Source organism: Nocardia yamanashiensis NBRC 100130 (assembly GCF_001613325.1).
Classification (GTDB): Bacteria; Actinomycetota; Actinomycetes; order Mycobacteriales; family Mycobacteriaceae; genus Nocardia; species Nocardia yamanashiensis.
In genome coordinates this window covers 114157-138138 of record NZ_BDCD01000016.1, presented here as the reverse complement: position 1 = coordinate 138138, position 23982 = coordinate 114157, and the positions used below count along the sequence as shown (strand labels likewise).

At 68.6% G+C, this 23982-nt stretch carries 25 protein-coding genes and 1 pseudogene; 8 read left to right on the top strand and 18 right to left on the bottom strand.

The features are described from left to right. Positions 1-64: 64 nt before the first annotated feature. Positions 65-793: a TetR/AcrR family transcriptional regulator gene (locus tag NY1_RS17335; RefSeq protein WP_067713943.1), complete on the top strand. Its 729-nt coding sequence runs from the start codon at positions 65-67 to the stop codon at positions 791-793. Here NY1_RS17335 and NY1_RS17330 read toward each other — a convergent pair whose 3' ends face one another. The 5 genes from NY1_RS17330 to NY1_RS17310 form a co-directional block, all read right to left on the bottom strand. Next, complete coding sequence (locus NY1_RS17330; protein ID WP_067713941.1) at positions 794-1336, bottom strand: gluconokinase; 543 nt, start codon at positions 1334-1336, stop codon at positions 794-796. Continuing rightward, complete coding sequence (locus NY1_RS17325; protein ID WP_067713939.1) at positions 1297-1593, bottom strand: hypothetical protein; 297 nt, start codon at positions 1591-1593, stop codon at positions 1297-1299. Before NY1_RS17325 ends, NY1_RS17330 begins: the two co-directional genes overlap by 40 nt. 80 nt (positions 1594-1673) lie before the next feature. Further along, on the bottom strand, positions 1674-1937 hold the full coding sequence (locus tag NY1_RS17320) for a GlsB/YeaQ/YmgE family stress response membrane protein (protein WP_067714488.1): 264 nt from the start codon (positions 1935-1937) through the stop codon (positions 1674-1676). A 29-nt stretch (positions 1938-1966) separates the two neighbouring features. Further along, positions 1967-3307, bottom strand: coding sequence for a uracil-xanthine permease family protein (locus tag NY1_RS17315; RefSeq protein WP_067713936.1), 1341 nt, complete (start codon positions 3305-3307; stop codon positions 1967-1969). Further along, on the bottom strand, positions 3304-4413 hold the full coding sequence (locus NY1_RS17310) for an aryl-sulfate sulfotransferase (protein WP_084535051.1): 1110 nt from the start codon (positions 4411-4413) through the stop codon (positions 3304-3306). The genes NY1_RS17315 and NY1_RS17310 overlap by 4 nt, the downstream gene beginning before the upstream one ends. A gap of 133 nt (positions 4414-4546) precedes the next feature. Here NY1_RS17310 and NY1_RS17305 point away from each other — a divergent pair, with 133 nt between their 5' ends. Next, the gene (locus tag NY1_RS17305) at positions 4547-5143 is read left to right on the top strand and encodes a helix-turn-helix domain-containing protein (RefSeq protein ID WP_218028378.1); all 597 of its coding nucleotides are present in this window, start codon (positions 4547-4549) and stop codon (positions 5141-5143) included. 27 nt (positions 5144-5170) lie between these two features. Here the strand turns inward: NY1_RS17305 and NY1_RS17300 are convergent, their stop codons facing one another. Continuing rightward, on the bottom strand, positions 5171-5986 hold the full coding sequence (locus tag NY1_RS17300) for a thioesterase family protein (protein WP_067714485.1): 816 nt from the start codon (positions 5984-5986) through the stop codon (positions 5171-5173). Positions 5987-6099: 113 nt separating this feature from the next. Continuing rightward, positions 6100-6687, bottom strand: a complete 588-nt coding sequence (locus NY1_RS17295; RefSeq protein ID WP_067713929.1) for a helix-turn-helix domain-containing protein — start codon at positions 6685-6687, stop codon at positions 6100-6102. An 81-nt stretch (positions 6688-6768) separates the two neighbouring features. Between NY1_RS17295 and NY1_RS17290 the strand changes: the two genes are divergently transcribed. Continuing rightward, entirely contained in the window at positions 6769-7827 is a 1059-nt protein-coding gene (locus tag NY1_RS17290; protein WP_067714482.1) for an NAD(P)/FAD-dependent oxidoreductase, read from the top strand. 17 nt (positions 7828-7844) lie between these two features. On the opposite strand, the gene NY1_RS17285 is transcribed toward NY1_RS17290, so the two are convergent. The 3 genes from NY1_RS17285 to NY1_RS17275 all read right to left on the bottom strand — a co-directional run bounded on the left by NY1_RS17285 (position 7845) and on the right by NY1_RS17275 (position 10671). Next, entirely contained in the window at positions 7845-8597 is a 753-nt protein-coding gene (locus NY1_RS17285) for a MerR family transcriptional regulator (RefSeq protein ID WP_067713927.1), read from the bottom strand. A 68-nt stretch (positions 8598-8665) separates the two neighbouring features. Next, the gene (locus NY1_RS17280; protein WP_067713925.1) at positions 8666-9970 is read right to left on the bottom strand and encodes a HAMP domain-containing sensor histidine kinase; all 1305 of its coding nucleotides are present in this window, start codon (positions 9968-9970) and stop codon (positions 8666-8668) included. Continuing rightward, positions 9970-10671 (bottom strand): response regulator transcription factor, encoded by a 702-nt coding sequence (locus tag NY1_RS17275; protein WP_267888420.1) that lies wholly within the window; start codon positions 10669-10671, stop codon positions 9970-9972. Before NY1_RS17275 ends, NY1_RS17280 begins: the two co-directional genes overlap by 1 nt. 228 nt (positions 10672-10899) lie before the next feature. Here NY1_RS17275 and NY1_RS17270 point away from each other — a divergent pair, with 228 nt between their 5' ends. After that, a complete protein-coding gene (locus NY1_RS17270) occupies positions 10900-12393 on the top strand; it encodes an alpha/beta fold hydrolase (protein ID WP_067713921.1) in 1494 nt (497 codons plus the stop codon). On the opposite strand, the gene NY1_RS17265 is transcribed toward NY1_RS17270, so the two are convergent. Beyond that, positions 12390-12677: a hypothetical protein gene (locus tag NY1_RS17265; protein ID WP_067713919.1), complete on the bottom strand. Its 288-nt coding sequence runs from the start codon at positions 12675-12677 to the stop codon at positions 12390-12392. The genes NY1_RS17270 and NY1_RS17265 overlap by 4 nt on opposite strands. 286 nt (positions 12678-12963) lie before the next feature. Here NY1_RS17265 and NY1_RS17260 point away from each other — a divergent pair. Further along, a pseudogene (locus tag NY1_RS17260) lies at positions 12964-15376 on the top strand (phosphoketolase family protein). A 9-nt stretch (positions 15377-15385) separates the two neighbouring features. Here the strand turns inward: NY1_RS17260 and NY1_RS17255 are convergent. The 4 genes from NY1_RS17255 to NY1_RS17240 form a co-directional block, all read right to left on the bottom strand. After that, positions 15386-16951, bottom strand: coding sequence for a molybdopterin-dependent oxidoreductase (locus tag NY1_RS17255; protein ID WP_084535084.1), 1566 nt, complete (start codon positions 16949-16951; stop codon positions 15386-15388). A gap of 8 nt (positions 16952-16959) precedes the next feature. Continuing rightward, the gene (locus tag NY1_RS17250; protein WP_067713916.1) at positions 16960-17307 is read right to left on the bottom strand and encodes an RskA family anti-sigma factor; all 348 of its coding nucleotides are present in this window, start codon (positions 17305-17307) and stop codon (positions 16960-16962) included. Further along, complete coding sequence (gene sigK, locus NY1_RS17245; protein ID WP_067714473.1) at positions 17304-17930, bottom strand: ECF RNA polymerase sigma factor SigK; 627 nt, start codon at positions 17928-17930, stop codon at positions 17304-17306. Before sigK (NY1_RS17245) ends, NY1_RS17250 begins: the two co-directional genes overlap by 4 nt. A 65-nt stretch (positions 17931-17995) precedes the next feature. Further along, positions 17996-18655 (bottom strand): fasciclin domain-containing protein, encoded by a 660-nt coding sequence (locus tag NY1_RS17240; protein WP_067714470.1) that lies wholly within the window; start codon positions 18653-18655, stop codon positions 17996-17998. A 427-nt stretch (positions 18656-19082) separates the two neighbouring features. On the opposite strand from NY1_RS17240, the gene sigK (NY1_RS17235) reads away from it, so the two are divergent. Further along, a complete protein-coding gene (sigK, locus tag NY1_RS17235; protein WP_067713914.1) occupies positions 19083-19742 on the top strand; it encodes an ECF RNA polymerase sigma factor SigK in 660 nt (219 codons plus the stop codon). Then, positions 19735-20469, top strand: coding sequence for an anti-sigma factor (locus tag NY1_RS17230; RefSeq protein ID WP_067713911.1), 735 nt, complete (start codon positions 19735-19737; stop codon positions 20467-20469). The genes sigK (NY1_RS17235) and NY1_RS17230 overlap by 8 nt, the downstream gene beginning before the upstream one ends. A gap of 69 nt (positions 20470-20538) precedes the next feature. On the opposite strand, the gene NY1_RS17225 is transcribed toward NY1_RS17230, so the two are convergent. Next, positions 20539-21588: a fused (3R)-hydroxyacyl-ACP dehydratase subunits HadA/HadB gene (locus NY1_RS17225; RefSeq protein WP_084535049.1), complete on the bottom strand. Its 1050-nt coding sequence runs from the start codon at positions 21586-21588 to the stop codon at positions 20539-20541. Between the two features lie 188 nt (positions 21589-21776). Here NY1_RS17225 and NY1_RS17220 point away from each other — a divergent pair, with 188 nt between their 5' ends. Beyond that, a complete protein-coding gene (locus NY1_RS17220) occupies positions 21777-22682 on the top strand; it encodes a cyclopropane mycolic acid synthase family methyltransferase (protein ID WP_067713908.1) in 906 nt (301 codons plus the stop codon). A gap of 3 nt (positions 22683-22685) precedes the next feature. On the opposite strand, the gene thpD is transcribed toward NY1_RS17220, so the two are convergent. Next, positions 22686-23570 carry an ectoine hydroxylase gene (gene thpD, locus NY1_RS17215; protein ID WP_067713905.1) on the bottom strand — a complete coding sequence of 295 codons (885 nt, stop codon included), beginning with the start codon at positions 23568-23570 and terminating at the stop codon, positions 22686-22688. Between the two features lie 17 nt (positions 23571-23587). Further along, positions 23588-23980: an ectoine synthase gene (locus NY1_RS17210; RefSeq protein ID WP_067714464.1), complete on the bottom strand. Its 393-nt coding sequence runs from the start codon at positions 23978-23980 to the stop codon at positions 23588-23590. Positions 23981-23982: the final 2 nt, after the last annotated feature.

The following is a 23982-nucleotide window of genomic DNA, read 5'->3' as shown; positions in this document are numbered from 1 at the left end:
GGGTTAGCACATGAGAAATGTCGACGTATCTTTAGGTCAATACTGTTGACATAAGGTGCCGCGCATGACGCAAACCCGAAGTCCCGGAACACCGCGCGTTCGACGCCGTCCCAGCAAACAGGGAGCGGTGCTGTCCGAGCAGCTGATCGTGGAGACCGCGCTGCGGTTGATGACCGTGCACGGGGAGGGCGGATTGTCGGTGCGCCGGCTGGGTGCGGCGATCGGCGCGGACCCGACCGCGCTGTACCGATACTTCAGCGGCACAGACGATTTGCTGCTGGCGGTGGCGGACGAGCTGATCGGGCGATCCATGTCCGGCTGGGAGCCGAGCGGGGACTGGCGGCAGGATCTGCGCTCGATCGGGCATCGGATCCGGGACAGCTATCTCGATTGCCCGCAGGTCGCCATGCTCACCATGTATCGCACCACCGGGCGGCGCAACGAAGCCACCTCGGTCAATGCGATTCTCGGCGTGCTGCGGCGGGCGGGATTCCCGGACGAGGAGGCGGTGCGGCTGTATCACACGCTCGTGGACCAGGGGCTGGCCAGCGCGGCGTTGCAGGCGTGCTGGGCGGCGCTGCCGGCGGCGGCGCAGCAGGCCGAGTGTGCGGTGTGGGATTCGACGTATCCGGCACTGCCGCCGGAGACGTATCCGAATCTGACCGCGCTCGCTCCCCTGCTGCGGCGGGAAATGCGCGGTCACTCTTACGATTACGCGCTCGAGCTGTTCCTCGATGCCGCCGAGGCGCGACTGCGGATGCTGCGACCGCGAAAGACGCGGGCGCGCAAGTGATTATGTTTCGAGACCCAGCGCTTTCCGAGCCGCTGCGGCGACTTCAGCAGGTGGAGGGCCGATTTCGACGGTGACCGAATTCTCGTCCGGGCCGGGCGGCTCCAGGGTCGCGAGCTGGGAATCCAGCAGCGAGGCGGGCATGAAGTGCCCGGGGCGTTCGGTCATGCGCTGCAACAGCAACTCGCGCGAACCGGTCAGCAGCACGAAGGTCAGTTCGGCTTCGGGATGCCGAATCATGGGTGCGCGCAGGATGTCTCGATACGAGCGCTTGAGCGCCGAGCAGGTGACGAGCCCGGACTCCCCCGCGTCCACGCGCTGTGCGATCCAGGCCGCGATGGCCTCCAGCCACGGTTCCCGATCGGCATCGGTGAGCGGGTGACCGGCGGCCATTTTGGCGATATTGGCGGCGGGATGCAGGTCGTCGCCTTCCAGTAGCTCCCAGCCGAGTTGTGCGGCAAGCGCTTCGGCGACGGTCGATTTGCCGGAGCCGGAGACACCCATGATCACGGCGAGGTGCGGGTGCGTTCTTTCGGTGCCTGACATGGGTCCTCGTGGGTTCGGGAGCGGGTGTGCTCGAGGGTAACCCAAATGGCTCCGGAGACGAGGGCGCAGGCGGTGACGGTGGCGCCGGTGATGGTGGCGGCGCTGAGATCGGGATCGTTGGCGGTGAGCGTCCAGGCCAGGGTGATGACCCCGACCAGGAGCAGGAGCAGGCCGGGGGCATCGAGATCGTCGAGAATGATGGGTTCTCGGGGGCTTTTTTCGAGGGTGGCTTCGGATGAACCGTGATAGGGCGGCACGATGATCCTCCTCGCGAATGCGGGTGCGTCCCTGCATTCGCGTACCCGGAGCGCGCCCGGTGAAACCCCGTCGAATCCGGCTAACGCTTGCCGGTGACCTTGCCGACGATGAACAGCAAGAGCACCGCGCCGGCCAGGCAGGTGAAGAAGCTGAAGATCAAGCCGCCGCCGTTGACGTCGACGCCGATCAGCTTCAGCAGGAACCCGCCGAGCAGGCCGCCGACCACGCCGACGACGATATTCATGAATATGCCCTGCTGAGCATCGGTGCCCATGATCTTGCTGCCGATCCAGCCGGCCAGACCGCCGATAATGATCCATCCGATGATTCCGAGTCCGAGCATCATGTCTCCTGTGCTGAACGGGGGCGTTTCTATTCGCCTGGTGTCCCCATGTTCGCCGGTTCTTTGCTGGATTCCGGATTCTGACACGCCGATTTCGACACGCGAGCGGCAAACAGCAGGTGAACCAGCACGCCGACCACGGCCGCCATGGTGACGCCGCTGCCGAGCAGCAGGCGCAGATCGGCGGGGAAGGATTTGTAGAGGGTGGGGGTGAGGATCGGGAGCAGGCCCGCGGTGAGGGCGGCGGTGGCGGTGATCAAGACGCCGTCGGCGGTGAGGTCCAGGCGGTCGAACATGCCGATGCCGGCAACGATGATCATGGCGAAGGCGATGGCCGCGGTGCCGCCGACCACCGGGCCGGGCAGCGAGTTCACCAGCCGGCCGATGGGGGCGAAAAAGGCGGCGACGGCGAGTAATCCGCCCGCCAGCGCGGTGACATAGCGGCTGCGGATGCCGGTGAGCTGGATCAGGCCGATGTTCTCACCGCTGGTGACCATGGTCGCGCCGCCCAGCGGACCGGACAGCAGGGAGGTGACCGCATCACCGCGGATGGTGCGGGCCACCGTCGGTCCCGGGTCGATGATCTTGCCGACCACCTTGGCGTTGAGCACCGTCTGACCGGTCGCCTCGGCCATCGAACCGATGCTGAAAATGATCAGCGGCAGGGCGGCGAGGATATCGAAATGCGGTGTGCCGAAAGGGAACAGCGTCGGCGCTTGCACCAGCGCCGAGCCGGGACGCAGATGGAACTGGCCGATGGCGGCGGCCAGTGCGGTGCCGGCGATCATGCCGATCAGCACCGAGACCCGCCGCCAGCCGGCCGGCAGGAAACGGTGCGCGAGAACGGTCACCAGAATGGTCGCCGCGGCCAGCCCGACCGCCGACACCGGCGGCTGATCCCCTGGTGTGGCGATGAGCCCGCCCGCGACCTTCACCAGGTTCACGCCGATGACCACCACCATGCTCGCGATCACCACGGCGGGAATCCGCGTGACGAGGCGACGGGCGATGGGCACCAACAGGATTCCGAGCACCGCGGTGAGAATGACCGCGCCCGAGGCCGTGGCCGGATCGGATTCCTGGGCGATCTGCAGGAACAGCACGACCGCCGCGCCGCCGGGCAGCATGATGAACGGCAGCCCGGCGCCGAGCCCGAAACGGCCGATCGATTGCAGGATGGTGCCGATGCCCGAGCACAGCAGGGTGGCGCTGAGCAGGGCGCGGGCGGTCGAATCGTCCAGGTGCAGGCTGCGGGTGACCAGCAGCACCGAGGTGATCGGCATGGCGATCATGACCGCGAGGTGTTGCAGGGCGGCGACGAAAGCCCTACCGGCGGAGGGTATCTCGTCGACGGGGTGAACCGTGGTCACCGCTCCCCCAGCCACGGGATCTCGGACGCGGCGTAGCGGTAGGCGCGGAAGATGGCGTTCGAGACGCCCGGAAAGACCTGTGCCGTATCGGGGTCCGGGTATTCGGTGAAGGACGGCACCACGTACTCCCAGCAGATGCGGCGGTCCGGCGTCACCTCGAAGATGCGCCCGAAGGCCGCCTCGGTGATGAGGGTATTGCCGTTGGCGAGCCGTTGCGCGCCGCCCATGTACGGCGTGAAGAACGCCTCGCGCGGCGAATCCTGGTAGGTCCAGCCGAGTTCGCCGGTGGCCGCGTCGATTTCGATGACCCGGCTGTAGGTCACCGATTCGCCGGTGCGGAAGGTGCCGTTGTCGAAGACCAGCAGCTTGCCGTCGCCGACCGGGGTGGCGTGATGCTGTTGCGCCACGGTGGCGCGATCGGCGAGCGTGGTGGGTTTGCCGGTGCGGCGGTCGATGAGGATGACCGCGGAGACGCTGCGCAGGCTGGCGACCACGGTGTGCTCGTCCAGGGGGTGCACGCTGTTGATCAGCGGCCAGTGTTCGCGCCAATAGTGCGGCTGCAGCACGTGATCCGCGGGATCGAGGTGCAAGGCGGCCCGCCATTCCCACAGCTGGGTGCCGTCCGGGGCGACCTCGCGAATGACATCGGCCCAGACGGTGCCGTCGGCTTCGGTGCCGGGCACGCCGCCGCGAATCCGTTCCGCCTCCGCGCCGGAGAGCGGTTCGACGGCGGTGTAGAGGATGCGGCCGTCGTCGTAGTGGTGGGCGTCATGATGCTGGTAGTCGTCGCGATGCTCGCGCAGCAGCGTGCCGTCCGGGGCGTAGACGCCCATCGAACCGCCGCTGTATTTGCGCCACATGGCGAACAGCGGCGCGATCTCGAGGGTGGCCCCGTTGTAGGCGAGCGTGCCGTCCGGCAGCAGGCGCGCGTGCCGGCCCGGCCGGTACGGCAGCTCCCAGCGATGCGCCAGGTCACCGTTCAGATCGACCAGGTCCACGCGGCCGCGCCCGGCCAGCGGCGCGTACAGGGTGTAACCGGGGAACGCGAGCTCGGGATCGCTGCCGATCAGACCGATACCCCGCCGCTTGAGCGTGTTCTGCTCCACTGCACCTCCAAATATTCAGCGATAGTGAATATTCAGTAGAATCGGCGCGAGTGGAAGCGTTCGAATCCGGCTGAGGCAAACCCTGGGATCCGGGCGCGAGCCGTCGAGAATGGCGCACAGCGGAAGGGGACGAGTGAGCATCACGGCGGAACACGGACGCTGGCAACGACTGGGTCAGGTGGTGCACGCCCGGCGGTTGTCGGCCGGCCTGACCCTCGCGCAATTGGCGGGGCAGGCGGAACTGTCGCAGTCGTTCCTGAGTCAGTTCGAGAACGGGCGCAGCAATACCAGCCTGCGGTCCCTGCAACGGATCGCCGATGCGCTGGGCACCACCGCGACCGAACTCCTGGCGGGCAGCGACGACGCCGACCACTCCCCCGTCGTGCGGGCGGACGAGGACACGCGGCTACCGCAGACCGAGCCCGCCGAAGGGTCGGTGCGGTCGCTGGTGCACGGCGAAAGAGACCTGCGCGCTTTGGAATTCACCGGCGGCGTCAGCCGGGGTGATCGGGAGTTCACGCACGACAACGACGAGATCATCTACGTGGTGCACGGGTCGATCACCGTGGCGGCGGGCGATGAGGAGCTGGTGCTGAACGCCGGGGACACCTACTACTGCACCGCCGGCGTGCGGCATCGATGGTGGGCGCATACGAGCGACACCACCACCCTGGTGCTCGCGGTGGCGGACGGCATGACCGTGCGCCGCCGCCCGCATCAAGCCCGCTGACGAATTCCGCGCGGCGGGCGCGAAAAGTCAGCCGCGCGCGCGGATTTCGAGAATCTGGAGCTGGCGGCCGATCGGGCCCTGCTCGTCGTGCAGCACGGTCGAGCACATGCCGACGCCGTCCGGGCCGATGGAGGTCTGCACGTCCACGCCGATCCACTCGCCGACCGGGAGCCGGAACAGGTCGGCGGTCAGGTCGGTGTTGAGGAAGGTCCAGTGCATCGGATCCAGCTGTGCGCCAACGCCGTTGGCGATATCCGCGACCGAGAACACCCGCACCAGCGGACTGGTCTCCTCGCCCTCGACCACCTCGACGAGCGGACGGACCCAGCTGGCGCGCCCGCCGGTACCGGCATCGCGAATGTCGACCGAGCGCACGTAGCCGACGTCCCAGCCGGGCGGGAAGGCCGACCAGTCGATCACCTCGCGCGCGGGCACGGGCGGCAGCGGCGGATCGAAAGTCAATGCCACTTCGCCGGTTTCGCCGGTGGCGATGCGCCAGGCGCGGGCGGTGGCCACCACGCGGCGGGTGCCGTCGGGCTGGGTGGCGGCGATCTCGGCGGCGACCAGCTCGACGCGCTTGCCGGGCCGTTCGATCCAGGCCCGGACATCGATCTCCGACACCGGGATCGGGCCGAGGATCTCCATGGTGAGGCGGGCGACTCGGGTTCCGGGCCGCGGTTCGCAGCGCTCGACCGCGCGGGCCAGCAGCGCCGACGGCGGCGCGCCGTGCTGCATGGTCGGAGCCCACACGCTCACGGTCGATCCGGTCGCGAGGAAACGCTCGTACCCGTCCACCGTGCCGAGGGGAAGGTAGTAGGCCTGGGTAGCCGGGGCATTGCTCATCTCGGCGGCGGTCGGCGCCTCTTCACTCGCTCGGGTCACCAGGCCAACGTATCAACCGGCATTTCGGGCATTACCGGGGGCTTGCGGGACCGTCGCGCGATTCCCCGGCGGCGTCAGCGCTCACCGCGCGGTCGCGCCCGCACGTGGGCGCGTTCGCCCTGCTTGCCGAAGAGGCTGAGGAATTCGACGGGTTCGGAATCGGCCGCGCCGAACCAGTGCGGTTCGCGGGTATCGAATTCGGCGGCCTCGCCCGGGCCCAGCACGAGATCGTGTGCGCCGAGGATCATCCGCAGGCGGCCGTTCAGCACGTAGAGCCATTCGTAGCCCTCGTGCACCTGCGGATTCGGTTCGGTGCGACCGGAACTCGCCGGAATGATGATCTTGTAGGCCTGGATGCCGCCGGCTCGGCGCGTCAGCGGCAGCATGGTCATGCCGCCGCGTTTGACCGGTTTCAGGTGAACGCGCGGGTCGCCCGTGGCCGGGGCGTCCACGAGTTCATCGAGGGTGACCCCGTGCGCCCGCGCCAGGGGCAGCAATTGTTCGAGGGTCGGGCGGCGCGCTCCGGATTCCAGCCGCGATAGCGTGCTGACCGAGATTCCGGTCGCGGCGGACAGCTCCGCCAGGGTGGTTTCCCGCGATCGCCGCAGCTCACGCAGGCGCGGGCCGACTCCGTCGAGGGCCCGATCGGTTTCGTCGTCCATAGGCAGAGTTTGCCATATCGGCAACAAAGATTGCCGAATCGGCCCATCGGGCAGCACCTTGGTCGACAGGAGGTGGTCATGATGACCGAACAGCTGAACGACAGTTACGACGTGGTGGTTATCGGTGGCGGAGCAGCAGGGCTGAACGGAGCGCTGATGCTCGCTCGCGCGCGCCGCTCGGTGCTGGTGATCGATGCGGGGCAGCCGCGCAACGCACCCGCGGACGGGGTGCACGGCTTGTTCGCGCGGGAAGGCGTGCCGCCCAGCGAGCTGCTGGCGCGCGGCCGGGAGGAAGTGCGGGGATATGGCGGGCACATCATCGACGGCGAAGTCGTAGCGGCCCACCGCGGCGACCGGACCGCCGGGCCACTCGCACCCGCCGAGTCCCCACGGCACGTCGCGACCGCCGATCACGAATCAGCCGACGCGAGCGCCGGTTTCACCGTGGCGCTGGCCGACGGCCGGACCGTGCGCGCACGACGGCTGCTGGTCACCACGGGCCTGGTGGACGAGTTGCCCGAGATCGACGGGCTGAAAGCACGGTGGGGCCGCGACGCGATTCACTGCCCCTACTGCCACGGGTGGGAGGTCCGCGACCGCGCGATCGGCGTGATCGGCAACGGGCCCATGGCGATTCACCTGGCGCTGCTGTTCCGGCAGTGGAGCGAGGACGTGGTGTTCTTCCAGCACACCATGTCGCCGCCGACCGAGGAGCAGGCGGAACAGCTTGCGGCGCGGGGCATTCCGGTGATCGCCGGGGCGGTGAGCGCGGTGGAGACCGAGGACGACCGCCTGACCGGCGTACGACTGGCCGATGGAACCCGGTTCGCGCGCACGGCACTCGCGGTGCCGACACGGATGGTCGCGCGCGCCGGACTGCTGGCGGGCCTCGGCCTGCACCCCGTCGAACACCCGAGCGGCGCAGGCGAATACATCCCGGCGGAAGCCCTCACCGGCAAGACCGAGGTGCCCGGAGTGTGGGCCGCGGGCAATGTCACCGACCTGAGCGCACAGGTGGGCAATGCCGCGGCGGCGGGTGCGATGGCCGGGGCGCATATCAACGCCGACCTGGTCAGCAAGGAAACCGCCGATGCGGTGGCTGCCTATCGAGCAGCCACCGAACCGGTAGCCGTGCACTGAACTCCGTCCAGAGCTGATCAGCTCAGGTGGGCGTCGGCGTAGATCGCCATGGCGTCGCGGTAGTACTCGGCGAGGCCCTCGGCGATGCGGTCGTAGTTGGCCTTGAAGCGTTCGTCGTCGACGTACATCTGACCCATGCAGGTGTACGCCTCACGGGTGGGCTTCCAGCCGGTGGCGATCGCCTTGTAGTGCTGGTCGATTTCGGCCTGTACCGCCGGATCGCCGACGTCCACATTGGCGACCATGAGTTCGGCCATGCGAACCATTGCGGCGGTCACCTCGCGTTGCATGCGTTCGATGTCCGCGGGCGTCAGGGTGGCCCAGTACGCCTGGGATTGCTCGAATTCCTCGGGCCAGCGTTCGCGGGCTTCGTCGTCGTATTGCGTGTGGTCGAAGCCTTCGAACAGGTTCTCCGGTCGGCTGATCTTGGTCATATCGCTGTTTCCCTCCAGTTCGGCGATGGTGCGCTCGACGGTCCGGGTCACCGCGGCCAGGGATTCGGCTTGGACGCGCAGCCGTTTGTGGTGGTCGCGCAGCGCGTCCAAAGGGTCGCGCTGGGCGGCCAGCACTTCGGCGATCTCGTCCAGGCTCAGGTCCAGGCGGCGCAGCACGAGGATCTGCTGGAGTCGCAGCAGTTGCTCGATCTCGTAATGGCGGTAGCCGTTGGAACCGATCCAGGCCGGTTTCAGTAGTCCGATCTCGTCGTAGTGCCGGAGGGTGCGGGAGGTGATGCCCGCCATGCGGGCCACCTGGGTGATGGACCAGGCCATTGCGCATCGTCTCCGTGTTGTCGTATCCGGCACTTTCACGAACGGTAGGGGTTGCCGTAGCGGCAAGGTCAAGCCTGCGAATCGGGCGGGAGTTCGAATCCGATGGTGCCACCCGGACCGGGTTCGGCGAACACGGTGCCGTGGTGGGCGGCCACGATATCGGCGACGATGGCCAGGCCGAGGCCGGAGCCGGCGGTGCCCTGGGCTTCGCGGGCGCGATGGAAGCGGTCGAAAATGGCGGTGACCGAACCGGGTTCGATGCCGGGGCCGCGATCGTGCACCGACAGCCGGGTCCGGTGGATGCGGATCTCGATGGGGGTGCCGGCGGGGCTGAACTTCACCGCATTGCCCAGCAGGTTGTCCACGCAGCGGGCGAGGGCTTTCGGGCGGGCGCGGACGGGGAGCTGCGCCTCGGAGACGACGGTGATGGCGCGTTCGGTGCGGTGCCGGCAGCGGCGGGCGCATTCCCCGGCCAGCTCGCTCAGGTCCACGCGCACCGCTTCCTCGTCGGCGTATTGGTCGGTCGCCAGTTCGACCAGCTCCCCGACCAATTCGTCCAGGGCGCGGATCTCCCCGACCAGGGTGGTGAGCACCTTGGTCTCGTCCTCGGCCGGGAGCCGCCCGCGGGCGCGCTGCAGCAGTTCGGCGCTGCCCCGAATGGAGGTGAGCGGGGTGCGCAGTTCGTGACCGGCGTCCTGGACCAGCCGCTGCTGCTGGGCGCGGGATTGCCGCAGCGCGCGCAGCATGGTGTCGAAACTCGTGGTGAGCCTGCCGATTTCGTCGCGCCCGGCGGCGGGCAGTTCGGCGGTGAGGTCCCGGGTGGTGGCGATGTGCTCGGTGGCGGTGAGCAGGCGGCGCACCGGCCGCAGGATCCGGCCGATGGCCAGCCAGGCCAGCAGTGCCGACAGGGCGACCGCGCCGATGGTGACTCCGGCTGTGCGCCACAGGAATTGCTGATCGACGCGCGCGGATTCGCGGTAGTGCTGGCCGACCATCACCGCCCCGCCGGAGACCGGTCTGGTGACGATGTCGTACGGGTCGCCGTACAGTTCGAGATCGGCCACGCGCGCGCTGCCGTCGCCGGTGCGGGCGATATCGCGGTCCGCCTCGGTGACCGGCAGCAGGCGACCGCCGGGGGTGAGCATCTTGACGCTGCCGTCCGGCCGCACGAGCTGTTCGACGGTGTCGGGCCGCGGCGGCAGCACCGCGCCGCTGTTGAGCCCGGCCACGACGGCGTCGGCGCGATCGCTGAGGCTGCGTTCGAGCTGCTCGATCACCAGTTCCCGGGCGTGACGGTAGGAGGTGGCCAGAATGATGGCGATGGCCAGCATGGTGACCGCGACCGCCACCGCGGCGATCCTGGTGCGCAGCATCATGATTCACGCACCGTGTAGCCGACGTTGCGGATGGTGTGGATGATGCGGGGCGCGCCGCCTTCCTCGGTCTTGCGGCGCAGATAGCCGATGTAGACGTCGAGGGAACGGGATTCGGTGTCGAAGTCGAAGCCCCAGATGTGTTCGTAGATCTGGCTGCGGGACAGCACGATTCGCGCATTGCGGAGCAGGAGTTCCAGGACGTCGAATTCGGTTTTGGTGAGGTCGAGCTCGCGCGCGCCGCGAAAGACCTGGCGGGTGGCGGGGTTCAGGCTGAGGTCGCCTGCGGTGAGCAGGGCCGGTGCGGCTTCGTAGCGGCTGCGGCGGAGCAGGGCGCGCAGGCGGGCCAGGAGTTCTTCGGTGTCGAATGGTTTGGCGAGGTAGTCGTCCGCACCGGCGTCGAGTCCGGCGACGCGGTCACCGCTCTGCTGACGAGCAGTGAGCACCAAGATCGGGAGGTGGTCGCCGCGGCGGCGCACTTGCCGGCACAGGGACAGGCCGTCCAGGCGCGGCATCACGACATCGACGATGGCCAGGTCGGGGCGCTGCCGGGCGAGTGCGTCCAGGGCTGCCACGCCGTCGGCGGCCAGCTCCACGCGGTAGCCCTCGAAGCGCAGCAGCATGTCGAGGGTGCTGCGGACGTTCGGATCGTCTTCGACGACCAGGACGGTCGGGGCATCGGCTGCGGTCGGGGTGCTCACGCGTCAATGTTGCCCGCAGATTGCCTCCATCTCGATGGCGGACGGCGCGATTCGTGACGGGCGTCACCTCGCTGCCCCGAATCGCGGCGCGATCGGGCATGCGCAAGGGTCCGTGCGGATTCTTACATTGCTTTGTCATTGCCCTGCCGTCGTCTTGATGTCGACCCGGCAATCTTCTGGTTGTCCGGCGAGACCGGTCGAAGATCCTGCGAGAGAGGGCGTTTCGGAATGAAGAAGAAGACGGCGAGGCGGACCGGACTGTTGCTGGCGCTCGCGGTGACCGCAGGATTGATCACCGCGTGCGGTGGGGCGAGGACCGAGGCGGCGACGCCGGAGTGGTGCCCGACCGTGGCGGGGCATCAGGTGGACTGCGGGACCGTGCAGCGGTCGATCGTGGCGGGGCAGCCGGAGCTGGGGCAGGTGGATGTCGCCTATGCCCGGATCCGGCACAGCGATGCGAGCAAGGCGACGGCGGGGACCATCACCCCGAATCCGGGTGGGCCGGGCGTGCCGCTCATCTCGCATGCGCCGGAAGCGGTGCAGCTGATCGGGGATCTGCTGTCCGATCACGATCTGCTGCTCATCGACCCGCGTGGGACCGGGCTGTCGGGTCCCCTCGAATGCGGTGGCAGCGAGGCCGATCACCAGTTCGGGAACCGTGAGCAGCAGCGCAAGATGGCCGCCGATTGCGCGACCGCGCTCGGGCCCAAGGCCGCCGGATACACCTCGGCCGCCACCGCCGACGATTTCGACGCGGTGCGCGCGCACCTCGAGATTCCGAAGCTGGTGCTGTACGGCATCTCCTACGGGACCTATCTGACGCCCGTGTACGCGCAGCGTCACCCCGACACCGTGCAGTCGATGGTGCTGACCGGCGCGTACCCCGCCGACGCGGATCGGCTGGCGCGCCCGAACGCCGAGGCGGTATCGCTTGCGCTGCAACGCATCTGCGAGCGCAGCGGGGTGTGCGACGGCAATCAGGCGGTCGCCGACCTGCGCACCGTGGCGGCGCGCCTGCGCACCACGCCGCTCGAGTTCACCAGCCCGCGGCCCTTCGCGTTGACCGAGGCCAAGCTGGCCACCTGGGTGTTCGAGGCGGCGACCTCGAACGTGGGCGCGGATCCCACGGCCATGACCCCGCTGGGTCTGCTGCCGGCGGCGCTGCGCGGTGCGGCGACCGGTGACGACACCGGGCTACGGCAGTGGGCCGAGCTGATCGCCGGGCAGGCCGCGTACGAGAACATCGGCGCGTATCTCACCATCACCTGCAATGACTATCCGACCATCTGGTCCCCGAACGCGGACGCGGCGCAGCGCCGTGAGCAGTACGACGCCGCTATTGCCGCAGCCGGTGAGCTCGGGGCGTTCAGCGCGGCCGGTTTCGCCGCGGGACAGCGTGACGGCGGTGACGCCTGCCTGGACTGGCCCGCCACCACTGCCACGCGACCGCACGACATGACCGAAGCCATGCCGAACGTGCCCGTGCTGGTGCTGTCCGGCGACCTGGACGCGATCACCCCGGACTCCAACGGCAAGCTGGCCGCCGCGCGCTTCCCGCACGCCACGTTCATCTCGGTCCCGAACACCGGCCACGTGCCGGATCTGGAGCCCAGCGGTTGCGTGATCGGCGTGATCGGCAACTTCATCCGCACCGGTGAGCCGGGCGCGACCGAATGCGTCCGGGCGATCCCGCCGATCGCGGTGGCGCCCGTAGCGCGCTAGTGCAGCGCGACGCGCAACGGATGGGAGGGATCGAAGATGGAACGGGGCGGTCCCTCCCCCGCCGGATGCACCTCGAGTTTCCCGGTGTCGTTGAGCAGGATTCGCCGCCCGGGGTAGGTGCGCTGGGCGATTTCGACATCTCGGGCGTCGAACAGGTCGCGACCGGTGAAAACGAGTACGCCGAAGTGCAGTTCGGTGGCGTAGACGCTCGCGGGCCAGCGATGCAGCCAGACGTCGAGATCGAAGAGAGTGTTGGGTTTGGGCAGGTCAGTGCCGACCGTCATTGGGCGATACTAGACCCGCGCCCGGCCCGGCCGGAATACCTTCTGTCCCTTTCGCGCGACCCGCCCCGGCGTTTCCCGGAACCGATCGTGGGAACGGCCGGAAGGGGCGACCCGGGGAAGCGGTGCGGAGACCGATCGGCGAGTTCCCGTATCGTGGGCCGCAGCCCGGAAAAGCACGACATCGCAGACATTCCACGCACGAGTCGGACGCGCGAAAGGGTGAGCCGTGAGCACTACGAGCGAGGCCGCGACCAACGGGTCGCAGGACGATACGTCGGCGGACAATATCGGCGGCGCCGGCGGGGACACCATCGCACCGCGCGGGTACCGGCTGGAATCGGCCGCCGGGCCGCTCACGCCGGGCGAACTCGCCACCCTCGACGCCTGGTGGCGGGCGGCCAACTATCTGGCGGTGGGGCAGATCTATCTGCTGGCCAATCCGCTGCTGCGCGAACCTCTGGCAGCCGAGCACATCAAACCACGGCTGCTCGGACATTTCGGCACCGTGCCAGGGCTGAATCTGGTGTGGGCGCATGCCAATCGCGTCATCCGGGCCCGGGATCTGAACGCGGTGTTCGTGGCCGGGCCGGGGCACGGCGGACCGGGGCCCAATGCCTGCGGATGGCTGGAGGGCACCTATTCGGAGCTGTACAGCCACATTCCCCGCGACGGCGAGGGCATGCGGGAATTGTTCGCGCAGTTCTCCTACCCCGGCGGCGTGCCCAGCCATTGCGCGCCCGAGACGCCGGGGTCCTTCCACGAGGGCGGCGAGCTGGGGTACTCGCTGCTGCACGCTTTCGGTGCGGCCCTGGACAATCCGAGCCTGACCGTCTTCTGCGTGATCGGCGACGGCGAGGCCGAGACCGGGCCGCTGGCGGGCAGCTGGCACGCCAACAAGTTCCTGAACCCGGGCCGGGACGGGGCGGTGCTCCCGATCCTCGCGCTCAACGAGTACAAAATCGCCAATCCGACTGTGCTGGCGCGGATTCCGGAAGCCGAGCTGATCTCGCTGCTGCGCGGGTACGGGTACGAGCCGATCATCGTGGCCGGATCGGATCCGAGTGTCGTGCACCAGGATATGGCACGCGCCATGGACGACTGCCTCGATCGGATCGCCGAGATTCAGCGCGCGGCTCGGGCGGACGGGTCGCAGGAGCGAGCCGGCTGGCCGATGATCGTCATGCGCACCCCCAAGGGCTGGACCTGCCCGCCGGTGGTGGACGGGGAACAGGTGGAGGGCACTTTCCGCGCGCATCAGGTGCCGCTGCCGTCGGCGCGCGGCAATGCCGAGCATCGCGCGGTGCTGGAGCAGTGGCTGAAATCGTATCGGCCGCAAGAACTTTTCGAGTCCGACGGCCGCCCGGTCGCGGAGCTGCGCGACTTCCCGCCCGCCGCCGATCGCCGTATGAGCGCCAACCCCGTCGCCAATGGCGGTCTGCTGCTGCGTGATCTGCGCCTGCCCGACTGGCGCGATTCCGCGGTCGAGGTGCTGGTCCCGGGCTCGGTGAAGCACGAGGCCACCCGGGTGCTGGGCAGTTGGCTGCGCGAGGTCACCCGGATCAACCCCGACAACTTCCTCACCTTCGCGCCGGATGAGCTGGCCAGCAACCGATTACAGGACATTCTCGAAGTCACCGGCCGCGACTGGCAGGCCGAGATCGGCGAATACGACGTGAAGCTCGACCGCACCGGCCGGGTCATCGAGGTGCTGTCGGAGCACATGTGCCAGGGGCTGCTGGAGGGCTATCTGCTGACCGGCCGCCACGGCGTCTTCACCTGCTACGAAGCCTTCATCCACATTGTCGACGCCATGTTCAACCAGCACGCCAAATGGCTGGACGCCAGTTCGGCGGTGGCGTGGCGGCGGCCCATCGCGAGCCTGAATTACCTGCTCTCGTCGCATGTCTGGCGGCAGGACCACAATGGGTTCACCCATCAGGATCCCGGCTTCCTGGACGTGGTGCTCAACAAGAAGCCCGAGATCGTGCGCGTGTATCTGCCGCCGGACGCCAATACGCTGCTGTCCACCTACGATCACTGCCTGCGGTCGCGGCACTACGTGAACGTGGTGGTGGCGGGCAAACAGCCGCAGGAATCATGGCTTTCGGCGGAGGACGCCGCCGTGCACTGTGCGCGCGGCATCGGCATCTGGCCGTGGGCGGGCAACAACGACGAGGAAGGCACCACCCCCCGATGTGGTGCTGGCGTGCGCCGGCGACGTGCCGACCCTGGAAACCCTGGCGGCGGCCAAGATTCTGCGCGAGCGGCTGCCCGAACTCCGGGTCCGCGTCGTCAATGTCGTCGATCTCATGCGGCTGCTGCCGGGCGAGGAACATCCGCACGGTCTGCCCGACAGCGAATTCGACAATCTGTTCACCCGTGACCGCCCGGTCATCTTCGCCTTCCACGGGTATCCGTGGCTGGTGCACCGGCTCACCTACCGGCGTACCAACCATGACGAGCTGCATGTGCGCGGGTACAAGGAGAAAGGCACCACCACAACGCCTTTCGACATGGTGATGCTGAACGATCTGGACCGCTATCACCTGGTCATGGATGTGATCGACCGGGTGCCGAGCCTGCGCGAGAAAGCAGCGGGGCTGCGGCAGGAGATGGTCGACGCCCGCTGGCAGGCTCGCGCCTGGACTCGCGAGCACGGTGAGGACATTCCGGTGGTGGCGGACTGGAAGTGGACCTGACCGGGTCGTTCAGCGGACGGTGACGACGCGGTTGTGCCAGCCGCTGGAACCGTTGGGGAACGGGGCGGCGCGGACGTCGGTCTGCGTCGCGCCGGTGTGATCGGTGGCGCGCACCCGCAGGGTGTGGGTGCCGGGTGTGGCCTGCCACTGCCATACCCACTGCCGCCAGGTGTCGATGCTGTATTCGGCGGCGAGAGTGGCCTGCTGCCAGGGTTGTTCGTCCACCTGCACCTCGACGCGTTCGATGCCGCGGCGTTGCGCCCAGGCCACCCCGGCGACGGTGACCGGGCCGGCGTCCACGGTGGCGAACGCGGCGGGGACGTCGATGCGGGCGGCGGTCTTGATCGGCGCACGGTCGGCCCATCGGCGTTCGGTCCAGTAGGCGCGGGCCTGATCGAAGCGGGTGATTTCCAGGTCGACCACCCACTTGGTGGCCGATACGTAGCCGTAGAGGCCGGGGATCACCAGCCGGGCGGGATAGCCGTGTTCGACCGGTAGCGGTTCGCCGTTCATGCCGATGGCCAGCAGCGCGTCACGGCCGTCGAAGATCGCCGAAAGTGGTGTCCCCGCGGTGAATCCGTCCGAACTGCGGGACAGCAACATATCGGCGTCGGGATGGATGCCCGCTTCCGACAGCAGTTCGGCGAGCGGGTAGCCGAGCCAGCGGGCCGTTCCGGCGAGTTGCCCGCCGACCTCGTTCGACACGCACGTCAGCGTGATCATCCGTTCGACCGGAGTGCGGTCGCGCAGCCGATCGAAGTCGAATTCCACTGTCCGGTCGGTCATTCCGTGGATGCGCAGGGTCCACTCCGAGCTGAGCACGGCGGGCAGGCTCAGCGCCGTGTCGACCCGGTAGAAGTCCCGCGACGCGGTCTGGAACGGGGTGATGCCGTCCACCGGCAGTTCCACGCCCGCGACGGTGGGGGCCGCCGCGACGCGAGGCAGGAGGAACCGAGATCGATTGGCGGCCACGTCGTGCAGGCGAGTGGCCAGCAACCGCCCGGTCGTGGTCGCCGCAGCCACCACCGCGCCGGCTCCAGCCGCCAGTAGCAAGAAGCGCCGCCGCGAGTGTTCGGCCAGTTCTGCTGTGGGGACCACGGATTCGTGGCTCCGGGGCGCTCTGGTTACGAGGATTCGCAGCACCGCGATGCCTGCGATCGTGCCTGCCAGTGCGGGAAGGGCGAAGAGCGGGGTGGCGGTGGGGCGTTGTAGTGCGGCCGCCGCAGTCAACGCGCCCAGCGCTGCCAGTAGTGCGCTGCCCAGTGGACGTCGGCGTTCGAGCAGACCGATCAGCAGTGCGCCCGCGAGCATGACGACGGCCATGGATACGAACAGTGCGTCTTTGTCGTGGCTGCCGAATCGGCGGATCGCGGCGTCTTTGAGAGCGTGTGGGGTGTGATCGACCACCGTTGCGCCGAGGGCGTAGAAGGGTGAGGCGGCGGGGTCCACCAAAGCGGCGGCCAGATGGCCGACACCGAGCACCGTGGCCGCTGCCAGGACACCGGCCAGTGCCGCTGCCCAGCGCACGGGCGGTGTGTTCGTCGAATTCTTCTGCGGCACAGTCACTCCAGCCATTTCGAGGTTCAGTGCGGCCTGCGGCGCCAGGCGATGCAGCGGCGCACGCGCCATCGGGTCGGCTCCCGGGCGCCGCTCGCACCCCGGTCCAGCGCCGCGCCGAGCATTCGGTCGATGGCGTGCTGGATCCGATCCTCCAGCCCGGGCGGCGGCGAAACACGGTCCGCCACGGCGATTTCGGCGAGCGTGTCGAGCAGCGCGGCGACGGTGGCGTCGAACTCGGCTGCCGCGCAGCGGTCGGCGTGGTTGCGGCGCTGCCGGACGGCGGCGCGTTCGGCCGGGGTGAGGGCATCGAGGGCGTACGGAAACGCGAGTTCTACCAGGTCCGGTTCGGGATGTCCGGCGGCGGCGGTCATCGTAGTTCGCTTCCGTTGAGGCAGACGGCCAAGCGCCGGAGGCCGTCTCGGATACGGGTTTTGACGGTCGAGACCGGGGTGCCCAGCTGATCGGCGATCTCGGCGTAGGTGTGGCCGCCGTAGTAGGCGAGCACGACGGCGTCGCGTTGCAGGCGGGTGAGGCGGTCCAGGCAGTGCCGGACGGCGTCTTCGTCCAGTCGTTGTTGCACCGACTCCAGGACCGTGTCGTGGTCGCGGACGGAATAGGTGCGGCCATAGGTGAATTCGCGGTTGGCGGCGGCGCGTTCGGAGCGGATGCGGTCGACGGCGCGGCGATGGGTCAGCATGAGCAGCCAGCCCACCGGACCGGACAGGTGCGCGTCATAGCGGGCGGCCAGCGTCCAAGCCTGGAGGTACACCTCCTGGGTGATCTCCTCGGCGGTGCCGCGATTGCGCAGCATGCGCAGGGCCAGGCCGTAGACCCGGTTGCTGGTCAGGCGATACAGCTCGGTGAAGGCGTCGCGGTCGCCCGCGCCCACCGCCGCCACCAGGGCGGTGAGCCGGGCGGTCAGCTCCGGACCGTCGGGATTCCCGGTGGGACAAGATGATTCGGCGACCACGCGGGGCAGGGCATCGACGACCATCTCGCGGCTCCTGAATTGTTGCGGGGTATGGGAATCCATGAGGTCCGGGCGGCGGCGGATGCCGGTCAGGCGGGCGGCATCAGCACGGTGTCGATGAGATAGACGGTGGCATTGGCGGTCTGGACGCCGCCGCAGATCACCGCGGCGTCGGCGACCTTGATGTCGTCGCCGGTGCGAGTCACCTTCACGTCCGCGCCTTCGACGGTCTTGTGGGTGCCGGCGATCTTGTCGGGTGCGATGCGGCCGGGCACCACGTGATAGGTGAGGATCTTGGTGAGCGTCGCGGAATCGGTCTTCAGGCCGTCGATGGTGGCGGCCGGGATCTTCGCGAAGGCCGAATCGACCGGGGCGAACACGGTGAACTGCCCGCCGTTCAGGGTGTCGACCAGATTCACCTGCGGGTTCAATTGCCCGGAGACCGCCGACACCAGGGTCTTCAGCAGCGGATTGTTGGAGGCCGCCACCGCGACCGGATCCTGCGCCATGCCGGCCACCGAGCCCGCGCCGGTGGGCACCTGCTCGGCGTAGCTCTTGCAGCCGGGGCCGACCAGGTTCGCGGCGGCCTCGGCCTTGGTGGTGGCGCCGGTGCTCACCGTGGTGGTGACATCGGTACTGGATTTGTCGTCCGAGCAGGCGGTCAGGCCGAGCACGGCCGCGGTCACCGCGAGTGCGGCCGCGAGCGCGCGGGGCGCCGAGGTCCGGACGGTGCGCTGCGTCGAATTCATGTCGTATGTCTCCTTGACGAGGGCGTGCCCGGTCACGCGAACGGGCGTTTCGGGCATCGGGGAAGGGGCCGCGCACCGGTGGCCGTCGGGTCGGGGATGAACGACCGCCGGTGCGCGGCGGGCAGCAGGAAATCTGCCCGTGCGCTCGGGTACGTATCCGATGAGCGCTGAATGGGTTTCGCGCTGCCCCGGGCGGGGGTTTGGCCGAATCCGGAAGTTTCCGGGGCGGGCGGACGGCCGGAAAAGAATCCGGCGCTCAGGCCAAACCCTGGCGGGTGGCGTATCGAAATCGAGGTATGCGCTCAGCACGCCGGGGGGCCGGACCGGGGAATCGGCGCCCATGAACCCGCATCCGCCGCTAGCCTCCGGAGCAGCCGCGCTCTCCGGGCCATCGCCGAGCAACCCCTACCCACGGAGACACACCACCATGGCGGACGAACAACGCGGGTTTCCGGTCGGCCTCGACGCATCGGCGGACGAGACGACCGGCCCGTCCTGTCCGGCGACCCGGCCCCGGGTGGATCCGGAGGACGCCCGGCGGCTGATCCGGCTGCTGGCCGCGATCGCCGAGGGTGACCGCGATGCCTTCACCGAGTTCTATCGCGCCACCCACCATCGGGTGTTCGGGCTGGCGCTGCGGGTGCTGCGCCGCCCGGCGTCAGCGGAGGAGATCACCCAAGAGGTCTACATCCACGTGTGGAACGCGGCCGGCAGCTACGACGCGGCACTGGCCGGGCCGATGGGCTGGCTCATGATGCTCACCCATCGCCGCTCGGTGGACCGGGTGCGCGTCGAAGCGTCGGCGACCAGCCGCGATCTCGCCTACGGGCATCGGCATCTGGGCCGCGATCACGATATCGTCGCCGAAACCGTCGGCCAGCGCTCCGACGAACGCGCCGTCGTCGACTGCCTCGAAGTCCTCACCGCCACCCAGCGCGAAACCCTGGCCCTGGCCTACTACGGCGGCCGCACCTACGCCGAAGTCGCCGCACACCTGGGCATTCCCCTCAACACCGTCAAAACAAGAATTCGCGACGGCCTCAAACGCTTACAGAACTGCTTGACAGGATCGGTGACCGATGTCTGAACTGCCCGCCGACTCCGACCTCCTCGAGCACGCGTACCCCTACGCCCTCGACGCCCTCACCGCCTCCGACCGCGCCCAGCTCGAATCCCTCCTGGACCGAGCCGAATCCGCCGAGGCCGATTCGTTCCGCCGCACCGTCCGCGCCATCCGCGACACCCTGGCCGACCTGACCGTGCTCGACGCCCGCGACGCGCCACCGGACTTGGAGAGCCGCATCCAGCACGCCCTGGACCGACAACTGGGCATCACCGCCCCGGCTCCCGTCACTCCCCTGTGCCGGATCCCTCCCCGAATGCTCGGCTTGGCCGCCGCCGCCCTCGTCGCGATACTGGCATTGGCCGGAGTGGCCGTGATCAACGCTGTGCGGCAACCGGATTCGACCGCCGTCACCGCCCAGCAGGTCCTCACCCACGGCGATGTCCGCTCCGCGGCAACACCGGTAACAGGCGGCGGCACCGCCTCGGTGGTCTTCTCCCTCGAATTGGACTCCGCCGTAGTAACTTTCGACGCGGTCCCGACCGCACCGGCCGGGCAGACCTACCAGCTGTGGCTGATACCCGAAGGCGGGCAGCCACGTTCGGCGGGCGTGCTCCCGACCCTTCCCACCGACCGTTCCCCACTCCTGATCCGCCTCGACGCGGCGCGCACCCTCGCCCTGTCCGTAGAACCCGACGGCGGCTCCGCACAGCCCACCACCGCCCCGATCGCGGCGGTGGTGGTGGCCTGACCTTCGTGGCCGCCGGGTGGCGGCCACGCGGCTCCGCGAAGCGGCATGCGGCCCGGCCGCGGCAGGAGGTCAGGCGAGGCGGACCAGGGCGGTGGCGCGGCCGAAGATGCGGCGGCCGTGCTGGGTTGCGGTGAGGGAGATGGTGGCGGTGCCGCTGTCGTGGTGGGCGGCGACGATGCGGCCGTTGAATTCCACCGAAGCGGCTGTGCCCGGCTGGATTTCGACCGGGCTCGACAGCCGGACGCTGTACTGGCGAATGGCGGCCGGATCGCCCAGCCAGCCGGAGAGGTAGCCCGCGCCGAGGCTCATGACGAGCATGCCGTGGGCGATCACGCCGGGGCCCAGGCCCACCAGCGCGGTCGCGGGTTCGTGCCAGTGGATGGGGTTGGGGTCGCCGGACAGGCCCGCGTAATGGACCAGGTCGCCGAGGGTGAGGTGGTATTCGCGGGACGGCAGCGGATCGCCGGCGCGCACTTCGGTGCGCTTGCGGCCGCGGGGCCGATGGTGTTCGGGTGCGGCGGGATTCGTGCGCGCGGGAGGCATGCGGTCGGCGAGCGGGGCCGGGTCGGTCAGGACGCCGTGCCGCAGGACGGTGGATTCCAGTGCGGTCAGGTCGGGTCCGGCGCCGGGGCGGGCGATGAAGCTGGTGTGGGCGGTGATCAGGGGTTCGCCGTGCCGGTCGGTGACCTTGTTGCTGACGTCCAGCAGCAGGCCGCCGAACGCCGCGCGGACCGAGTGCACGGAGATGTTGCTGGTCAGGCGGTCGCCGACGACGACGGGGCGGTGGTAGTCGAGTACCTGGCCGGTTTGCACCGCGCTGGTGAGATCGCAGTCGCCGAGCCGGACGGCCAGGGCCGCCTGGGCGGCGCCGCCGAGCAGGGCCACGAAGGTGGGCGGGGCCAGCAGGCCGGGGTATCCGTGTGCGGCGGCGGCCGATTCGTCCAGGTGCACGGGGTGCTCGTTGCGGGTGGCGCGGGCGAATTCGCGAACCTTCTCGCGGCCCACCTCGTAGTGGTCGCGCAGGCGGAAGGTGACGCCGACGAGTTCGCGTAGGGCGCCGAGGCCGGCATCCGCGATCGCGTCCGTCGTGCTGGGTTCCACTGCCGTGCCGACATTCACCGGTGGGTCTCCTTCGCGTGTACGAATCGGGATACCAACTAGTCGTGACGGTTTGCCGGATCGACTGGTTCAGCACCGCATTCAGCGAGAGTGACCCATGTCACACAATGACGGGCAGTCCGGGAACGAACCCGTGACGACCAACGGAGAACAGCCGATCCGGCACCGACGCCCCGGAGGTCGCATTCATGAGCCGCCACACCCCGTTCTATTCGGACGTGCAAACGCATTACGACCTGTCCGACGATTTCTTCGCACTCTTCCTGGATCCGAGCCGCACCTACAGCTGCGCGTACTGGAAGCATCCCGAATACACCCTGGAGGACGCTCAGCGCGCGAAAATCGATCTGGCACTGGGCAAATGCGAACTCGAGCCCGGAATGACGCTGCTGGACGTCGGCTGCGGCTGGGGTGCGACGATGCTGCGGGCCCTGGACGCCTACGACGTGAACGTCATCGGTCTCACGCTCAGCCGCAATCAATACGACTACGTCAGCGCACAGCTCGCGCGGCGCGAGAACCACGCCCGGCACGCCGAGGTCCGGTTGCAGGGCTGGGAAGAATTCGACGGGCACGTCGATCGCATCGTGAGCATCGGCGCGTTCGAGCACTTCCGGCAGGAGCGCTACGCGGACTTCTTCGATTTCGCGTACACCGCGCTGCCCTCCGACGGCATGATGCTGCTGCACACCATCGTCATGTACGGCCTGGATTACCTGCGCGCCAACGAGATTCCGCTGACCCGGGAAGACATCGCGTTCATGCGGTTCATTCGCGAGGAGATCTTCCCGGGCGGCCAGTTGCCGCTGCCGATGAGCGCGGCCCCGCTGGGCGTGCGCGAGTACGCGCGCGAAGCGAGCTTCACCGTCACCCGGATCCACCCGCTCCAGCTGCACTACGCCAAGACCCTCGACTGCTGGGCCGAGAACCTGCGCGCGCATCGCGCCGAGGCGATCGAAATCGCCGGCGCCGCAACCTATGACACCTACATGCGCTATCTCATCGGTTGCGCCGACCATTTCCGCATCGGCCATATCGACGTCATGCAGTTCACCTGCTCGAAGGCCCCGCGCCTGGATATCCAGTGGGCGTGAGAACTACAGCAGCGGCGTGAAGTCGCGGCTCGCGATGTATTCCGGTCGCGGATAGGGCGCGGAATACGGGTCGAGCAGGGTGTTCTCGACGCTGTTGAACACCAGGAAGATGTTCGAGCGCGGGAACGGGGTGATATTGCCGGCGGAGCCGTGCATGATGTTCGAATCGAACAGCAGGGCCGATCCGGCGCGACCGGTGAACTGGGCGATGCCGTACTTGCCCGCCAGTTCCGCGATATCGGCCTCGGTGGGCACCCCGATTTCCTGCTCGCGCAACGAATCCCGGAAATGATCGTCCGGGGTTTCGCCCTGACAGGGGACGAAGGTGCGGTGCGAGCCGGGCATGACCATCAGACTGCCGTTGTACGGGTAGTTGTCGGTCAGCGCGATGGACAGGCTGACCGCGCGCGGGGCCGGCATCCCGTCCTCGGCGTGCCAGGTTTCGAAATCGGAATGCCAGTAGAAGCCGGCGCCGCGAAAGCCGGGCATGTAGTTGACGCGGGTCTGGTGCAGGTACACCTCCGAGCCGAGCACCTGCCGCGCCAATCCCGCGATCCGGCTCTCCCGCACCAGATCCGCGACCATGGCGCTGATCCGGTGTACCTCGAACACCGAACGCACCTGGTTGGACGCCTTCTCGATGATCACGCGATCGTCCAGCCGCAGTTCGGGATCGCTGGTCAGCCGGTCGATCTCGGCCGCGATATCGGCGACCTCGAGGGGATCGAGCAGCCCGTCGAGGACGGCGTACCCGTCATTGTCGAAGTTCGCCAGCGCCGGGGTGCCGATGGTCCCCCACACCGTCGGATCGTCGCGGTCGAGATGCGGTGTGCCGACCATGGTGCGGGTGCGGTAGCGATCGATACGGATATTGTCGAACAACGTCATTCGAGCTCCTGACACGCTCAGTCGGCGGCGACGGCGAGGGGGTAGACGCCGTTCTCGTCATGGACCTCCTGTCCCGAGACCGGCGGATTGAACACGCACAGCATGCGCATGCGGGTGCGGGCGAACAGGCGATGCCGTTCGTTGCCGTCCAGCAGGTACATCGAGCCGGGGCCGAGTTCGTAGGTGACGCCGCGTTCGAGATCGACCAGCGTGCCCTCGCCCTCGGTCAGCCAGACCGCCTCGATGTGATGCTGATAGTGGAATTCGTGGACGGTGGATTCCTCGATGGTGGTCTCGTGGAAGGAGAACCCGACCCCGTCCCCTGCCAGCACGATGCGCTTGCTGCGCCAGCCCGGGCCCGCCACGTCACGTTCGGTGCTGGTGATCTCCTCGGTGGTGCGCACGATCATGG

Bases quoted from the DNA above. Each gene is read 5' to 3' on its own strand.
- NY1_RS17240 (WP_067714470.1), bottom strand. From the start codon at position 18,655: ATGAATTCGACGCAGCGCACCGTCCGGACCTCGGCGCCCCGCGCGCTC.
- NY1_RS17320 (WP_067714488.1), bottom strand. From the start codon at position 1,937: ATGCTCGGACTCGGAATCATCGGATGGATCATTATCGGCGGTCTGGCC.
- NY1_RS17335 (WP_067713943.1), top strand. From the start codon at position 65: ATGACGCAAACCCGAAGTCCCGGAACACCGCGCGTTCGACGCCGTCCC.
- NY1_RS17230 (WP_067713911.1), top strand. From the start codon at position 19,735: ATGTCTGAACTGCCCGCCGACTCCGACCTCCTCGAGCACGCGTACCCC.
- NY1_RS17270 (WP_067713921.1), top strand. From the start codon at position 10,900: ATGAAGAAGAAGACGGCGAGGCGGACCGGACTGTTGCTGGCGCTCGCG.
- thpD (WP_067713905.1), bottom strand. From the start codon at position 23,570: ATGACGTTGTTCGACAATATCCGTATCGATCGCTACCGCACCCGCACC.
- sigK (WP_067713914.1), top strand. From the start codon at position 19,083: ATGGCGGACGAACAACGCGGGTTTCCGGTCGGCCTCGACGCATCGGCG.
- NY1_RS17330 (WP_067713941.1), bottom strand. From the start codon at position 1,336: ATGTCAGGCACCGAAAGAACGCACCCGCACCTCGCCGTGATCATGGGT.
- NY1_RS17220 (WP_067713908.1), top strand. From the start codon at position 21,777: ATGAGCCGCCACACCCCGTTCTATTCGGACGTGCAAACGCATTACGAC.
- sigK (WP_067714473.1), bottom strand. From the start codon at position 17,930: ATGGTCGTCGATGCCCTGCCCCGCGTGGTCGCCGAATCATCTTGTCCC.
- NY1_RS17265 (WP_067713919.1), bottom strand. From the start codon at position 12,677: ATGACGGTCGGCACTGACCTGCCCAAACCCAACACTCTCTTCGATCTC.
- NY1_RS17295 (WP_067713929.1), bottom strand. From the start codon at position 6,687: ATGGACGACGAAACCGATCGGGCCCTCGACGGAGTCGGCCCGCGCCTG.
- NY1_RS17300 (WP_067714485.1), bottom strand. From the start codon at position 5,986: ATGAGCAATGCCCCGGCTACCCAGGCCTACTACCTTCCCCTCGGCACG.
- NY1_RS17290 (WP_067714482.1), top strand. From the start codon at position 6,769: ATGACCGAACAGCTGAACGACAGTTACGACGTGGTGGTTATCGGTGGC.
- NY1_RS17210 (WP_067714464.1), bottom strand. From the start codon at position 23,980: ATGATCGTGCGCACCACCGAGGAGATCACCAGCACCGAACGTGACGTG.
- NY1_RS17255 (WP_084535084.1), bottom strand. From the start codon at position 16,951: ATGGCTGGAGTGACTGTGCCGCAGAAGAATTCGACGAACACACCGCCC.
- NY1_RS17280 (WP_067713925.1), bottom strand. From the start codon at position 9,970: ATGCTGCGCACCAGGATCGCCGCGGTGGCGGTCGCGGTCACCATGCTG.
- NY1_RS17285 (WP_067713927.1), bottom strand. From the start codon at position 8,597: ATGGCCTGGTCCATCACCCAGGTGGCCCGCATGGCGGGCATCACCTCC.
- NY1_RS17250 (WP_067713916.1), bottom strand. From the start codon at position 17,307: ATGACCGCCGCCGCCGGACATCCCGAACCGGACCTGGTAGAACTCGCG.